This window comes from Okeania sp. SIO2F4, from assembly GCF_010672385.1.
Taxonomy (GTDB): domain Bacteria; phylum Cyanobacteriota; class Cyanobacteriia; order Cyanobacteriales; family Microcoleaceae; genus Trichodesmium.
In genome coordinates, this window is the sequence record NZ_JAAHGT010000109.1 from 1 (window position 1) to 16,397 (window position 16,397).

The following is a 16,397-nucleotide window of genomic DNA, read 5'->3' on the forward strand; positions in this document are numbered from 1 at the left end:
CGTTCAGTAATATCTTCATAACTGCCAAGAATACCAATTATTTCACCATCTTGATTATGAATAGGAACTTTACTTGTTTGTAACCATCTTTGCTGACCATGATTAGTTAATTGAGGTTCAATTATTTGGTATATAGGGCTATTAGATTGGATGACTTGACGATCTATTCTGCAATAATGTTCAAAATGTTCTTTATTTCCGGGTAAATCATAGTCAGTTTTACCAACTATTTCTGCGGGCGATCCAAAACCAGCTCTATTAGCAAAACTATAATTACACCCCTGATATACTAGGTCTTGATTTTTCCAAAATATTGATTGGGGAATAGTATTAATAATTAATTGCAGTTTTTGTTGAGATAGTTGTAATTCTACTTGTGCTTGTATCCGGTCTGTCACATCTAAAACTAGGGATAATATCGAAATTAAATTTCCTTTTTCGTCCAAAAAAGCAGAGTTATACCATTCACAATTTATTACTTTCCCCTCTTTAGTATAGTTACGATTTAGGGAAATATTTCTGGGTATATTTCCAAGTTGGAGTTGTTGCATTAGACTACCAACTTTTTCTAAATCTTCAGCAAATATAAATTTCCAATCATTTACCTGTAGACCTATTACTTCATCTGCTTGCCAACCAAAGATTTTTTCTGCTTGTCCTGACCAACGTTGTACTCGAAATTCACTATTCCATTCAATCAGTCCTAGTGGTGTATTTTCCACATGAAAATTCAATTGTTGTAAAGCTGTTTTTAGTCTATTTTTTGCTTCTACTTCTTCACTAATATCATTAATAATTGCTGTTAATATAGTCTCTTTTTGTAGCTCTAATTTAGAAATAGAAGCTGCTGCTGGAAACTCAGTACCATCTTTCCGAAGCCCCCAAATTTGACCACGATTAGTCATTAGACGAGAAACTTCAGAATCGGTACAAAATTGACGTACATAGTTTTGATGATTTGTTTTGTATCGTTTCGGCAATAGCAAATTTAATGATTTTCCTAAAACTTCACTTGCTTGATATCCAAATATTTTTTCTGCTCCTTGATTAAACATAGAAATATTTTGATTTTCATCTACTGAAATAATGGCATCTTTAGCAATTTTCAAAATTCCACTTAAACGTTTTTCGGATGCTTGTAATTCTTCCTGTGCTTGTTGACGTTCTTGAATTTCTACTTTTAATTTATGGTTAATTAATTCTAGTTTTCCTGGGCTATAAACCGCTAATAATTTAGGAATTAATGGTACTAATGTCACTGTTGTAAAAGCAGATATTCCTGCTGTTATTGCTTTAAGAAAACCTGATAACCAATAAATAGGATGCCATAGAGTCAAAACTGCCATTAAGTGTGTCATTCCACAGGCAACAATAAATGCACTAAATAAGACAAATATTTCTGGGTAAGGCACATCCTCTCGCTTCTGAATGAAATAAACTAAAGAGATAGGAATTGAAAAATAAGCTAATGCAATTAATAAATCAGATAACAGATGAAGCCACACTAATTCTGGCTGCCAAAGATAACAATGTCCGTGAGGAATAAAATTTCCTGTATTCCAAATTTTTGATAAAAAATTCATACACCTTTCTGGTAAAAAAAAATTGATACAACTCTCAGATTTCAAAAAATTAAGTATTGATTTTATTAAATTGATACTTTGATAATAGGAAAAGTATTTATTCTATTTATAATTTCAGGTATGTATTAGAGACTGAATGTATCAGGAAATATAAAAAGGAGATAGGGAACACTTAACTGGGAACACTTAACTGGGAATAGGGAGGAAGAAATCAAGACAACTATTTTTAATAGGACTTACGCACTAGACCACAGATATAGCGTAAAAAACTATAACGTTATAGTTTTTGAACTCTATATATAGTAGCTTTGCGTAAGTCCTGTGTAAGTTAAAAATCTACGAATATATGTACCTTTCCACCTCTGGTATCTACCAAATTTCAATCTCTTGAAGTACTACCGCTTTTAGATTTTAGTCACTACGCATCTCTCTTAATACTTATTTTACAAACAGTCTCTTAATATAGATAATTTTAATATATAGCAATCAGGAATCAGATGTGAGAATTGAGCTATTCCTTAAAAGTAGAGAATAAACCTCTGGTAAAAGTTTTAATTAAATCAATTCAAGTTCTAAAATTAACAATTTAATCTCCCTATTCCCTATTCCTTTACTTCTCCAAGAAGTCTAATATCTAATATAGGAGTTATCATATTCATATATATTCATTTTTTCTTCTTCTGTGTTCCCTATTCTCTATTCCCTATTCCCTAAAAGTATCCAATATCTCACAAGTCAAATCATATTGCTACAGATTATATCATAATGAGAAATATATTAAATTCAGCCTAGATAAATATATAATATGATTAATTGTTACGGATTCTAGAAGTCAACTTAACTTATGTCCATTGAAATTGAAACTGAATTGCAAATAGCAGTAGATAAACGACGTAACTTTGCAATTATTTCTCATCCTGATGCTGGTAAAACCACCCTTACAGAAAAACTATTATTGTACGGAGGTGCTATTCAAGAAGCTGGTGCAGTAAAAGCTAAAAGAGCACAACGTCATGCCACCTCAGACTGGATGGCAATGGAACAACAAAGAGGTATTTCTATTACTTCCACAGTTCTACAATTTGAGTATCAAAACTGTCAAATAAATCTTCTAGATACTCCCGGTCACCAAGATTTTAGCGAAGATACATATAGAACATTAGCAGCAGCAGATAACGCCGTAATGTTAGAAGATGGTGCTAAAGGTTTAGAACCTCAAACTCGCAAATTATTTGAAGTTTGTAAGATGCGAAAACTACCCATTTTTACCTTTATTAATAAAATGGATAGACCGGGGAGAGAACCTTTAGAACTATTGGATGAAATAGAACAAGAATTAGGCTTAAAAACATATCCTGTAAATTGGCCGATCGGTATGGGCGATCGCTTTAAAGGAGTATTCGATCGAAGGAAACAACAAATTCACCTATTTGAGCGGAGTATTCATGGTAGGAAAGCAGCAACAAATACAGTAATAAATTTAGGTGACCCTCAGATAGAAAAATTCTTGGAGCAAGACCTTTATTACCAACTCAAAGAAGATTTAGAATTACTAGAGGAATTAGGTTCAGATTTAGATTTAGAAGAGATACATAAAGGAGAAATGACTCCTGTATTTTTTGGTAGTGCTATGACTAATTTTGGGGTGCAATTATTCCTAGATGCTTTCTTAGAATATGCTCTAAAACCAGGCACTCATAAAAGTACAGTTGGGGAAATTTCTCCTACTCATCCAGAATTCACTGGATTTGTGTTTAAATTGCAAGCTAATATGGACCCAAAACATAGAGATAGGGTGGCATTTATTAGGGTTTGCACGGGAAAATTTGAAAAAGATATGACAGTTAGTCATGCTAGAACTGGCAAAACAGTGCGATTATCTCGTCCGCAAAAGTTATTTGCCCAAGATAGAGCATCAATTGAAATTGCTTATCCTGGTGATGTAATTGGTTTAAATAATCCGGGAGTATTTGCCATAGGAGATACTATTTATAATGGCAAGAAATTAGAGTACGAAGGTATCCCTTGTTTCTCACCAGAAATATTTGCTTATTTAAGGAATCCTAATCCTTCTAAATTTAAGCAATTTCGTAAAGGAGTTAATGAATTAAGAGAAGAAGGTGCGGTGCAAATTATGTACTCAGCAGATGAGGCAAAAAGAGACCCTATTTTAGCTGCTGTTGGGCAACTGCAATTAGAGGTTGTTCAGTTTAGAATGCAAAATGAATATGGAGTGGAAACTAGAGTGGAAATGTTGCCTTTTACTGTGGCGCGTTGGGTAGATGGTGGTTGGGAAATACTGGAAAAAGTGGGTAGGTTATTTAATACTGTGGCGGTGAAAGATAGTTGGGGGCGACCTGTTTTGTTGTTTAAAAATGAGTGGAATTGTCAACAGGTAGAATCTGAGCATCCAGAGTTAAATTTGAATACTACTGCACCTGTTGTTTCTGGTCAAGAACCGGAGTCTTTGTGAGTAGAATGAAGAAGGAAGAAGGAGGAAGGAGGAAGGAGGAAGGAGGAAGGAGGAATATCTTCAATTTAAAAGATAATTTTCCACTCTATTTTTGATGGAGAGCTACTAATTTTCAATTTTGTTGAAATAATTCAAGGAAGGAAGAAGTTAGAAGAAAAGGTTCAATTTATCAGGAAATTTTTAACTATCTTTTTGATAGAGAGCTACCATTTTTCCAATTTGTTGAAATAATTAAAGTCAGGAAGAAGGAAGAAGTTAGAAGAAAAGGTTCAATTTAGTACCTAGTACTTTACTTTTATTCTTCTTCCTGATTGTAATCATAAGTTAGGTTAAAACACTATATATAGCAATCCGCGCATAGGTCGCAGGTAATCAAAAAGTAAATAAAAAAACTGAAACTCACACCTGTTGCCTGTTGCCTGTTCCCAGTTAAGTGTTCCCTAAAAAGCAGTAAGATTTTTGACACGAATATGCGGAGGATTGCTATAAATATTAAAACTATAGTGCTACACAATATATAGATATATTTTTTACTGAATAATTAAGGTTTAAGGCTTCTTCTGTTTTGAATAAATCAAGGCAAACTATCCTATTTGCTAATCCTCTTTGTTTTCAGGAAAGCTAATTATTAATTATTAATTGTTCAAAAATGTCTATGTTATTTTAACCACAGAATTATCGGGAGTAATATTAATGCTATCCCCATTTTCTGAAGCACTCCGGTGTTAAGTCTGGGGAAAAACTAATTTCTCCTCTGTGTTGCCAATAGCGCAATAGTTATTTCATTTTCTGAAGCACTCCGGTGTTAAGTCTGAGGCAAAGCTAATTTCTCCTCTGTGTTGCGAATAGCGCAATAGTCATTTCATTTTCTGAAGCACTCCGGTGTTAAGTCTGGGGAAAAACTAATTTCTCCTCTGTGTTGCGAATGTCGCAATAGTCATTTCATTTTCTGAAGCACTCCGGTGTTAAGTCTGAGGAAAAACTAATTTCTCCTCTGTGTTGCGAATAGCGCAATAGTCATTTCATTTTCTGAAGCACTCCGGTGTTAAGTCTGAGGCAAAGCTAATTTCTCCTCTGTGTTGCGAATAGCGCAATAGTCATTTCATTTTCTGAAGCACTCCGGTGTTAAGTCTGAGGCAAAGCTAATTTCTCCTCTGTGTTGCGAATAGCGCAATAGTCATTTCATTTTCTGAAGCACTCCGGTGTTAAGTCTGAGGCAAAGCTAATTTCTCCTCTGTGTTGCGAATGTCGCAATAGTCATTTCATTTTCTGAAGCACTCCGGTGTTAAGTCTGAGGCAAAGCTAATTTCTCCTCTGTGTTGCGAATGTCGCAATAGTCATTTCATTTTCTGAAGCACTCAGGTGTTAAGTCTGGGGCAATTTCAAAAAATTATAATTATACGATCTTACCGACTTACCGAACTCTTAAGGTATAAAGCCTCTCCATTCATGGAGAAAAAGCGGTCGGAAAGCGGAGCAGTCCGTCAGGATGGGATGGCGAGGTCTCCTGGCTTGCCTCCAATCGACCAACAGAGCGGTCGGAAAGCGGAGCATGACCTTAGGATGGGATGGCGAGGTCTCCTGAAGAGTGTAGAGGAGCTGCCTCTTGCAGAGGAGCTGCGCTTTTCATGTCGCGTTTGCGCAATTATTCCGTAGGAAAGCGAAACGCTTTTCATGTCGGCTCAAGCGCCGAAACGCCATATCCAATCGACCAACAGAGCGGTCGGAAAGCGGAGCATGACCTTAGGATGGGATGGCGAGGTCTCCTGAAGAGTGTAGAGGAGCTGCCTCTTGCAGAGGAGCTGCGCTTTTCATGTCGCGCAGCGAAACGCCATATCCAATCTCCCCTTGAGAAGAAAAAAATTCCTTGAGCACCAATCCTCAATGCTATAAGAAGAGGTAATTATTAATTATTAATTGTTGAACCAAGCTATAGCTGTATGAGCCGAATCCCCATAACAACAATAGACTGTAAAAATCTTTATTTTTAATCAGTTATTACAACAGCAAGATTGCTAAACTAAGATAATATAGCTTCTTCAAAATCAATAGAACTGCAATCCTTTTGGTGCAAGGAAAGTTCTTTTACAAATGATTTAAACTGGCTATAAATTTACTCAAATCTTGCCAATAATTAACAATGAGACGAAACAAAATTATTACTCTATCAACTATATGTTTACTAACTGTAGGAATTGCATAATTTTCGAGACAAAAATTAATCGCAGCAGATTTATCAGGAGATATTAGTATCACCCTAGACAATGCACTATGGAAACAAGGAGAAAAAAATATTACCTATCAAGACATTACCTTAGATTTAGTTTGTCAAAATTCCCAATGCGAAACAGAAATATGGGGTTTTTCCCCAACATTTAATCAAGCAGACCATGACGGTATTGTTGACATTATAAAAAAAGATAATTCCTGGCAGTTGGAAGTAAAAATAAATATTAATCCTGACTCTTGGATAGGCAGTGAAATAGCTAAATATTTAATCGAATTGCAAACTGATAAAAAAGATAAAAAGCAGATAGTTGGTAGTTATTCAGGAACTTTTAACAAACAACTTGTCAGTGGAAAAGTTACAGGAAATATTGCGCCTTACTTGCCCAGAAAAATATCAAACTATACACCTATATCTCCCAGAGAACATCCACGGCTAATTTTCCGTCAAAATCAATTGCCAGAATTACGAGAAAAAGCAAAAACCCCCACAGGTAAAGCTATTCTCGCTCAACTTGAAAACTCTCTCCAGCAAAAAATCTATTACGAAGCATTCGTTCCCAAGGGTGGATATCATGCAGCAGGTCATTGTTTCCTCTCCCTATTAAATGATGACCCCCAAGCGGCAGAGACAGGATGGCAAATAGTAGAAAAATCCCTGAATAACCCTGGCCCGCGATTATTAGAACACGCTCCTATTGTGGCAGGTGTCGCCCTAGCTTACGACCTCTGTTATAAGGCTTGGGATGAGCAACGGGTACAAAAAATTACAGACTGGTTAGCGCAACAGACAAAAATATTAATTGCAGGTACTCGTGGCAAAGGTTGGAACCCGACTGCTTGGAGTAATTGGAATGGTAGAGCGCGAGGGGCTGGGGGTTTAGCAGCATTGACTATTTTATCTAAACCGGAACAGTTTTTTTCTCAACCTACTGATGTGAGACGACTGTTGAAAATTTCTGAACGAAATATTCAGCGTTATCTAGATACTGCGGTGGGCGATCGCTCTTTTGGTGCTCAGGGAGTTTCAACTTAGTTAACAATTTGCGAAAAGTAGCGATATAATACGGTAGTTATCTTCACGCATTGGTAACGAGGGTAATGTTATCTGGCAAAATTTCGCAGGTTTTCACCCATCCAATTCTTGGCAATTTAATCAGATTAAAGCCTACCGATATTGAGCCATCTAAAGTAAAGCTATCATCTCTACCTTTTTTCTTGAATTTAAGTTGACCAGAAATTTTTTTAAAGCAACGCTACCCATTCTTATACTAAATAATTCAATGATTGCCAGTGCTTTTACTACATCTATAATACCTGATATGCTGGTTCAAAAAGAGACACCATAAAATCTAACTGCTAAAGCATTATATTACCCAGAAAATGCTTCGGCCTTCAATACCAATCGTGAATATTAAAAATAATTGAACAAGGCTAAAAAATTAATTTTATCACTACCAAATTCTGAAGCAAAACAAAAATTAATCCCTGGATTAACTATTCATGTTGTTGTTGATTATTTATTTATTTGATTGTAACGATAGTAATCTAGACTTACAAAAACAACTAGAGTGTACTTTAAAGGGACTATTATAAATTAACAATATTTCACCTTTTGCAGCTAAAAAAGTAAAGCAGATAGAAGAAGGAATGGCAACTGATATTAGTTTCATAACAATACAGCCAAGATTAATACAAGATGCCATAAATTGGCGTAAATCTGTATTGCCCAAAATTTAGAACTTTGTATTTCAATTAGTCGTGAAAAATTCTATATAGTAATATGAAATAATTCGTGAAAAAAAGAGTGTAGGGGTTTGGTTTTCAAATCCCATTTTCTCTTAGTTTTGGAGACCAAACCCTTAAGACAAAATACTAAAATATATTTGGGATTGTTGTATAAAACCCCTGAAGGTATCTCTAAAAACTTAGGCGATACAGCAAACATTTTCATTCTCTGAAGCTCCTAAAAAAAATCGGCGCTTCAAAGGATTTTTGGTAGCATCCTGACAATTTTTGTGATATCATAAATGTTAAGTGGGGTTACTCGCCTATACACATGATTTTTTATTCAACTAACTTTACCGATTGAGAGGCAATACCAGAAATATAGAGTTTTCCCCAATCAAATCTTTCCCTCCATCCTACTTAGTGGAAAACCACCAACACTTTCATTCTCTGAAGCTCCTAAAAAAAATCGGCGCGTCAAAGGATTTTTGGTAGCATCCTCACAATTTTTGTGATATCATAAATGTTAATGGGGGTTATTCGCCTATACACATGATTTTTTATTCAACTAAAAAATGATTAAAATTCTTCATCTTTCCGACATTCATATTGGCAGTGATTTCTCTCATGGTCGCATCAATCCAGAAACAGGTATAAACACTCGCCTCGAAGACTTTATTTCTAGTCTAAAACTTTGTATAGATAGAGCAATTTCCGAACCAGTCGATCTAGTTTTGTTCGGTGGAGATGCTTTCCCAGATGCTACTCCAGCACCATACATAAAACAAGCCTTTGCTGCTCAATTACGCCGTTTAGTAGATGGTCAAATTCCCACAGTATTATTAGTAGGAAATCACGACCAACATTCCCAAGGTCAAGGGGGTGCAAGTTTAGGTATTTATCGTACTTTAGCTGTACCGGGAGTTGTGGTAGGCGATCGCTTAGAAACTCATAAAATTAAAACTCAAAATGGTGATATTCAAATTATTACATTGCCTTGGTTAACTGCTTCTAATTTAATGACAAAATCTGAGACAGAAGGTAAATCTATGAAGGAAGTCAATGAGTCATTAATTGAAAAACTGCGGGTGATATTAGAAGCAGAAATTAGGAAATTAAACCCAGAAATTCCCACTGTACTTTTAGGTCATTTAATGGCAGATAGGGCAAGTTTAGGAGCAGAACGTTTTTTAGCAGTTGGCAAAGGTTTTAATATTCCTGTTTCTCTATTAAACCGCCCTTGTTTTGATTATGTTGCTTTAGGTCACGTTCACAAACATCAAAATTTGAATAAGTCTAATAACCCACCAATTATTTATCCAGGAAGTATTGAAAGAGTTGACTTCAGCGAGGAGAAAGAAGAGAAGGGTTTTGTTTTGATTGAACTGGAAAAAGGTGTAGCAAAATGGAAATTTTGTTCTCTACCAGTCCGAACTTTTCAGACTATTAAAGTTAATGTTTCAGAATTTGAAAATCCACAAACTGAATTATTAAAAGCCATTAGTAAATATCAGATAGAAAATGCAGTAGTGAGGTTAATTTATCAGTTACGTTCCGAACAGTTAGATTTGATTGATAATCGAGTTTTACATCAAGCTTTGAGTGAAGCACATACCTACACTATTCAACCAGAATTAGTCAGTCAGTTAGCAAGGCCCCGTTTACCAGAATTATCAACAGGTAATAGTATTGACCCTTTAGAAGCTTTAAAAACTTATTTAGAAAATCGGGAAGATATTCAAGATATTCAGGAGGAAATGTTAGAAGCTGCTGCTAAATTACTAGCAGGTAAAGCAGATTTATCAGAAGAAAATTTTGATGGTCAGTTAAGTTTATTTAGCTAGAGCGTCGATTCATCTCACACCAAATTTTCAATTATGGTGTGAGATGAATCGACGGTAAATTAATGGGACTCGATGTCCCATTAATTTACAAATTTTATGTTATGATAGATTTAAGCTGGTTTGAGTTAACAACCGCCAGTGATCAACCATGAAAATCAAATCAGATATGGGGTGAGATCCCAGAAATCCTAGTAACCCGTTGAGAATGTCAAATCAGATGGTGGCCCTAGGTGAGCAGCTTTTTGATTGGCCAAAAGGGCGGCGGGGCATCCCGTCCTTAAAGCTCGTTGAGTCCGACGGAATACCGGGACTGTGAAACGAGAAGCCCACACTATACCGTCAGGTTAGTGTGGGAGTATGTCACTAAGTAGTCAACCGCTTTACAGAAGTTATATCAAATCCGTTTGATTAGACATAAAAAAATTCTCCAATCTTCACTCCTAAAGACTTAAGCAATCTATAACTGTTTAACCGGATTTGATATTAAAAGTCAAAAGTTAAAGTGTAGTAGTTAGAAAAAATCATCAAATCATCTTCTAGCCACAAAATTTTCAGTAATTCAATAACTGGTAGTGGAACAAGTAGTAATATCCTAAAAAAAGTCAAGTAGTCAAGAGAATGTTATTTCTTGGAAACTCAGAATTTAAGTGACTTTCTCTTACGGAAAAATCCAGATATAAAGCCTTCTATTTCAAGAGAAAAAAAGTGTTCTTGAATTTCCTTATATTCAATTCCCTCACGGTTTTCCTTGAGGTAATTATTATTATCCATTAATCAACTGTTCCCTGTTCCCTTCCGTTTAGATTAGACATAAAAAAAATCTCCAATCTTCATAACTACGCTCATCTTTGTAATTCAATCTTCTTCTGAATCCTAAAGACTTAAGCAATCTATAACTGTTTAACCGGATTTGATATTAAAAGTCAAAAATTCAAGTGTAGTAGTTAGAAAAAATCATTAAATCATCTTCTAACTACAAAATTTTCAGTCATTCAACAACTAACTGCTGAAATAAGCTCTGAAACCCAGTGAGTGAGTGAGTGAGTAAGTATTAATAGTAAGTGAAAAAGCTCTTTTAACTACTGACGACTGACGACTGACGACTGACTACTGACTACTGACGACTGACTACTGACTACTGACTACTGACGACTGACGACTGACGACTGACGACTGACGACTGACGACTGACGACTGACTACTGACTACTGACTAACCAAATCTATATCCAAAACCTCTAACAGTAATCACATACTCTGGCTTACTAGGATTTAACTCTAATTTCTCCCGTAACCAACGAATATGAACATCAACAGTTTTACTATCCCCAATAAAATCTGGTCCCCAAACTTGTTCTAACAATTGTTCGCGAGACCAAACTCTACGTGGATAACTCATAAATAGTTCAAGTAAGCGAAATTGCTTGGGGGAAAGTTTCACTTCTTGACCTCTGACCGTGACTCGGCATTCCTCGGGATAAACGATTATATCTTTATATTGAAGCATAAGTGCTTGAGATAGTTGACCATTACCTTGGCGACGCATCATAGCTTGGCAACGAGCCATAAACTCCCGCATCCCGAAAGGTTTAGTTACATAATCATCAGCTCCAGCTTCTAAATAAAAAGCACAATTATTAGCACTACCTCTTGCTCCTAAAATCATTATTGGTATTAAATTACCTTGATGTCTTAACATCCGGCATAAATCTAAACCATTAACAGAGTCAAGAATTAACAGATTGAAGGATTTTTCACTTTTAACTGATAAAGAATTCTCAAGAGTGGGAATAACACTACGTCCGTCTGGAGCAATAACTACTTCACAACCTTGTTCTTCTAGAGCTAGGGCTAACATATCCCGAAACAGCTCTTCTGTCTCTAATAATAAAATCTTACTATTTGTTCTGACGACAGACCTGGAAAGACTTTCGCTTAGATCTGGGGAAAACATAAATATCGCTTCTGGTAGGTTTAATGGTGAATTATTAATTAATATTGCCTTGCTGAGAAATTAGGCAATTGCTAATTTTGTAGCTAATTAACTGAATTAATTTCCAACCATCCAACTGCCAAAAGCACAGGGTCTTTCTCCCATTTGTACAACGCATTTTGACTATGATACATTACTAGAGCAACCATAGCACCAGCGGTATCTGTGCTGTGGTCCGGTTTTTTGTCGTTTTTAGGGATAGGTGTTAGTTTAGTCAGCATTTCCCATTTTTATTTTGCATTGTTGTGCTGAATACAAAACTTGGATGCCCTTATAGTAGAGCTAATAGGTTAACGCTTTGTTAACTTTAGGTTATCAAAAGGTTAAATTTGAAAATGTCATACAAATTCAATAAAGCATTACTAGAAACTGTTATAGCAATTCCCAAAAAGCGTGAGATACAAAATTCTCTGGTTTTAGGGAACACTTAACTGGGAATGGGAATAGGAAGTAGGGAGTAGTAATTCTGGTTCCGTAGGAATAAATAAAGAAGAAAAACAACTGTACCTCATTAGCTTGGGAAACGCTATCTGCCAGAAACTTAATAGATTAATCTATGAATTTTAATTTTTGTCTCAACATTGAGGAATTTAGAGTATATTAAATAGTTTAATCCTAATTTAATATCATATTAAATTTTATACTAACAATAAAAATTAAAAGTATAAATCAATCAATCAAAATCTAGATATGTTACTACATTTAAGTACTTGGTCTGAAGTCGAAGCTTATCTAAATCAATCTCAAGGTATTATTTTGCCAATTGGTTCTACTGAACAGCATGGACCTACAGGATTGATTGGTACAGATGCTATTTGTGCAGAAGCCATCTCAAAGGGAGTAGGAGAAACAGTACAAGCATTAGTAGGACCGACAATTAATGTAGGAATGGCTTTACATCATACAGGTTTCCCAGGTACAATCAGTCTGCGGCCTAGTACAATGATTCAGATGATTCGTGACTATATAGTTTGTTTAACTAAAGCAGGATTTACCAAATTTTTCTTTATTAATGGTCACGGAGGTAATATCGCTACTCTGAAAGCTGCCTTCTCAGAAACCTATGCTCACTTAGCTGATTTAAACATTGCCAATGCAGACCAGATTAAGTGCAAAGTCGGAAATTGGTTTATGTGTAGCTCAGTTTACAAATTAGCCAAAGAGTTGTATAGCGATCGCGAAGGTTCTCATGCTACACCTAGTGAAGTAGCTTTAACTCAGTATGTTTACCCAGAAGCAATTAAACAGGCTCCACTTTCAGAAGATGTAGCTACTGGATATTCAATATATAGTGCTGCTGATTTTCGTCGCCGATATCCCGATGGTCGTATGGGTTCTAACCCTGCATTAGCTACACCCGAGCATGGTAAGCAGTTTTATGAGTTAGCAGTCAAGGAACTGAGTAATTCTTACTTGGAGTTTATTAATAGTGATTAGAATTTAGAATTTAGAATTTAGAAGTTAAATTCGCAGCACGGACTAAATTAAAGGGTAGTGGTGCATTGTAATAGTCGTTTATTGTAATTATTTTTGTTACGAGGCATGGCAGTGGGAGCATCTTGCTCCCATACTCCCAGGCAGAATTGCCCACACAAAGCGTTGCTTGTCCCTATCTAACATTACTATGCAGGACTACCAATTAAATAGTTTGAGAATGTCCTAAAAGTAACGGTGACTAGTATACAAGCACGGGACGGAGTTTTCCTCCCCCTTCCCTTGAAGGGAAGGGGGTTAGGGGGTTAGGTTTTTTGATAACTGATATCAAATCCCCTTGGCAATCGAAGTGTCATAAGAAACCGGGTTTGTGGAAGACAGATCTCAGTATAGTAGGACATTTAATACCAACCCAGTTTCTATACTTTATTTATACCGATACTACCAGATTTAATATGATATAGCACTGTGCAAATAGGGCGCGGACATTTATAAATGCTCAAACTCAGTCAGAGAATACTTTTGACTTTTGACTTTGAACTTGCGCGTAGCGCTGTATAGCGTTTCTCAGCCTTTGTGAGGTACAGTTGTTTTTCTTCTTTATCTATTCCTGCGGAACGAGAATTACTGCTCCCTACTCCCTATTCCCAGATCTGGTGTTCCCTGTTCCCTAAAACCAAAGAATTTTTTACCTCACGAATATGGGAATTGCTATAACTGATTAAAGTACATTTAATTTATATAATTTTTCAGCCACAACCTTTATGTAGATTAAATTAATCTAGAAACTTAGATATTAAAGGTTGCAAAAACCGAAAATTGAGTTAACATAGTATTCAGAAACATCTAAATTATCTCAAGCAAAAACGACACATAAAAACAGTAAACCAGTAGACAAATAGCTAATATATATTACTTTTTTATTACTTTCAGATAACCTATTGTCTGAAAGTCTTGTTTTGAAATATTACTTTATTCTTACTGACAATCCTAAGTAATTCCTCTACCGTAAAAGTATAGAGAAGAAACAAATAACTTCTCTCCCGAAGCAGATATTAAGTCAGAGGTCAAGATTGTGAATAACCAATTAAAAATTTCCTTAGCAGGTGTTTTAGCAACCGTTGGTCTCTGGGGTTTTCTACCTCAATCAGAAGCTAAAGCAGGACAATTTGAAACTACTGACAAAGTAGTTTTCACCTGTGTTTCAGTTAATGCAGCAGAAAATCAATATGCAACTGTTCCTCAAATAGTTCGTGAAACACGGGATACAAGTGAACCTGGACTTTTAGGCGGATATCCCCTAGTGAAACGAGAAGTTATTCAAGTTTCCTCTAAACCAATGATTGTATGGACTGCAACTCTTTCTTCCGATCATCCCAAAGGTGCTTATACTCCTGACCGTCGTTGTCAAGCAGTTAGCACTCGTCTAACTAACCTTGCTTACACCCTAGGGATGGAAACTTTCGCAGATATCAGTCAAATTGGTGTTGTAAACCATGAGCAAGTGGTTTATGTTTCTCCAGAAGAAAAGCCTAATTTTGATAATGTGGTCTTCACATTAAAGCCAGGAAATCGTGATAAATCAGAAGAAATTATCACTCAATTTAAAGATTTCGGGCAAGGTACTGCTAGTGACGAACCCATCTACGAATAAGTGATTTTAGCAGAAATGTTGAGGGAATAACTAAAGAAATAAACTTTCCCTCTTCACTTCTTTTTCTTGAGGATTTATAACTTAAGTAAAATTAGATTTGATCCTATTGAGTGTTAGCATGGCAGTGCTATACACCATCACTAATTTAAAGTAAAATTATGTCCTAAAATTCATTTATCCGGGTAAGAATAAATCAAAATCTGTAGATGATATACAGGTGATTTTATCAGACACTCATAGCTTGGTTTTTTCTAAGTTTGTGTCTGTTTTAACCACTTCATAAATAAATTTATAGGCAAATTAAATTATCTCAACTAACTACTATCAAAATTATTTTTCAACCCAAGGCAAACTGCAAAAATATAGTTAATTGACGGTATAATAAAATAACGCTAAAGCGTTAATTTGTTTGTTAAAGTATTTCAATTAATTGTCAAGAGGAAAGCCATGAAAGTTAGAACTACTCCAACTTTATTTACTGCAACAATCGCAATGTTTTTCACTGTTAGCTTAACCGCTAATCCTGCAAAAGCTCAAGAAAAACCAGCAACTAATAATCTTGGTTCCTCAGAACAATTATTGAGCACCAATGCTAATAGTTTGTCAAGTGGTAAAACTGTTAACTTAACTCAAGAGTCTACAACTAGAGGTAGACGTGGGTTGTCTCAAGGTGAACTGGATGAGGTGACAAACAATATTAACCTACAAATGCAGAAAAATAGAGATCCTAGATGGAAAAGAGAGAAAGTATGGTTTGAGGAAAAGTGGGATTCTTTTTCGACGGACTTTTAGCTAGTCTTAATATGAGTTAATTCCTGATTTTAGAAGCTGGAATTCCCCAACTTAAAGGTTCCATTTTTTTGAATTGCTCTATAGATGGTCGAGATCCATCTGCAAAACTAAATGCTCCAATTCCAGCAATGGGATATTTTGACCGTCCGTTAATACCAATTAACTGACCTTTGCTATTCAGAATCGGTCCACCACTCATGCCACTCTTAATATCATTGGTATAACCTAATTGATATCCTTGGCTGAGGGTGCGACTGGTTAACATTTCTACAGACCCTACAGTTAACTGAAAAGCTCGACTACCCCAAGCACGGGTACTACTCATTTGTGAAGAGTCTGATTGATACCAATTGGGAAAACCTGCAGCAAAAACAGTTTCTCCTACTAAGAGGTGATTAGTTTTTACTGTTTCTACAACTTTATAGGGGCGATCGCTAGTAAATTTCAATAATGCTACATCCAAATTACCTATTTGAGGGGTGGAAACTAGGGTAGCTTGATGAGTTATCCCATCTCCACTCATAACTGGGTAAAGTTTATTAGAGTTATTCTCAATTACATGATGATTAGTTACAATAGTGTAGGTATTACCTTCCCGTTTGATAATTACTCCAGAACCTGCACTATTATCTGTAAAAATTCTCACAGTAACTTGTTGGGCAATATTGGAT

General features: G+C 35.7%; 10 protein-coding genes. 6 read left to right on the forward strand and 4 right to left on the reverse strand.

Annotated elements, in window-relative coordinates; translation table 11 throughout:
• The coding region (locus F6K22_RS09655) for a PAS domain-containing protein (protein ID WP_293096414.1) at positions 1–1,583 on the reverse strand (1,583 nt) is incomplete at its 3' end.
• Positions 1,584–2,427: 844 nt separating this feature from the next.
• Between F6K22_RS09655 and F6K22_RS09660 the strand changes: the two genes are divergently transcribed.
• From F6K22_RS09660 to sbcD, 3 genes are all read left to right on the forward strand, one after another.
• Positions 2,428–4,056, forward strand: a complete 1,629-nt coding sequence (locus tag F6K22_RS09660; RefSeq protein ID WP_293096417.1) for a peptide chain release factor 3 — start codon at positions 2,428–2,430, stop codon at positions 4,054–4,056.
• A 2,434-nt stretch (positions 4,057–6,490) separates the two neighbouring features.
• Positions 6,491–7,318 (forward strand): hypothetical protein, encoded by an 828-nt coding sequence (locus tag F6K22_RS09665; protein WP_293096419.1) that lies wholly within the window; start codon positions 6,491–6,493, stop codon positions 7,316–7,318.
• A gap of 1,267 nt (positions 7,319–8,585) precedes the next feature.
• Positions 8,586–9,854 (forward strand): exonuclease subunit SbcD, encoded by a 1,269-nt coding sequence (sbcD, locus tag F6K22_RS09670; RefSeq protein ID WP_293096422.1) that lies wholly within the window; start codon positions 8,586–8,588, stop codon positions 9,852–9,854.
• 1,212 nt (positions 9,855–11,066) lie between these two features.
• Here sbcD and F6K22_RS09675 read toward each other — a convergent pair.
• On the reverse strand, positions 11,067–11,807 hold the full coding sequence (locus tag F6K22_RS09675; RefSeq protein ID WP_293096425.1) for a winged helix-turn-helix domain-containing protein: 741 nt from the start codon (positions 11,805–11,807) through the stop codon (positions 11,067–11,069).
• A gap of 83 nt (positions 11,808–11,890) precedes the next feature.
• Positions 11,891–12,067, reverse strand: coding sequence for a hypothetical protein (locus F6K22_RS09680; protein ID WP_293096428.1), 177 nt, complete (start codon positions 12,065–12,067; stop codon positions 11,891–11,893).
• A 469-nt stretch (positions 12,068–12,536) separates the two neighbouring features.
• Here F6K22_RS09680 and F6K22_RS09685 point away from each other — a divergent pair, with 469 nt between their 5' ends.
• The 3 genes from F6K22_RS09685 to F6K22_RS09695 all read left to right on the forward strand — a co-directional run bounded on the left by F6K22_RS09685 (position 12,537) and on the right by F6K22_RS09695 (position 15,726).
• Positions 12,537–13,283 (forward strand): creatininase family protein, encoded by a 747-nt coding sequence (locus tag F6K22_RS09685; protein ID WP_293096430.1) that lies wholly within the window; start codon positions 12,537–12,539, stop codon positions 13,281–13,283.
• 1,072 nt (positions 13,284–14,355) lie between these two features.
• The gene (locus F6K22_RS09690; RefSeq protein ID WP_293096433.1) at positions 14,356–14,934 is read left to right on the forward strand and encodes a COP23 domain-containing protein; all 579 of its coding nucleotides are present in this window, start codon (positions 14,356–14,358) and stop codon (positions 14,932–14,934) included.
• Positions 14,935–15,381: 447 nt separating this feature from the next.
• Positions 15,382–15,726 carry a hypothetical protein gene (locus F6K22_RS09695; protein ID WP_293096435.1) on the forward strand — a complete coding sequence of 115 codons (345 nt, stop codon included), beginning with the start codon at positions 15,382–15,384 and terminating at the stop codon, positions 15,724–15,726.
• A 16-nt stretch (positions 15,727–15,742) separates the two neighbouring features.
• On the opposite strand, the gene F6K22_RS09700 is transcribed toward F6K22_RS09695, so the two are convergent.
• Positions 15,743–16,397, reverse strand: a 655-nt coding sequence (locus F6K22_RS09700; RefSeq protein ID WP_293096438.1) for a S1 family peptidase, incomplete at its 5' end; no start/stop codon positions are given.

Bases quoted from the DNA above. Each gene is read 5' to 3' on its own strand.
- F6K22_RS09680 (WP_293096428.1), bottom strand. From the start codon at position 12,067: ATGCTGACTAAACTAACACCTATCCCTAAAAACGACAAAAAACCGGAC.
- F6K22_RS09675 (WP_293096425.1), bottom strand. From the start codon at position 11,807: ATGTTTTCCCCAGATCTAAGCGAAAGTCTTTCCAGGTCTGTCGTCAGA.
- F6K22_RS09695 (WP_293096435.1), top strand. From the start codon at position 15,382: ATGAAAGTTAGAACTACTCCAACTTTATTTACTGCAACAATCGCAATG.
- sbcD (WP_293096422.1), top strand. From the start codon at position 8,586: ATGATTAAAATTCTTCATCTTTCCGACATTCATATTGGCAGTGATTTC.
- F6K22_RS09660 (WP_293096417.1), top strand. From the start codon at position 2,428: ATGTCCATTGAAATTGAAACTGAATTGCAAATAGCAGTAGATAAACGA.
- F6K22_RS09685 (WP_293096430.1), top strand. From the start codon at position 12,537: ATGTTACTACATTTAAGTACTTGGTCTGAAGTCGAAGCTTATCTAAAT.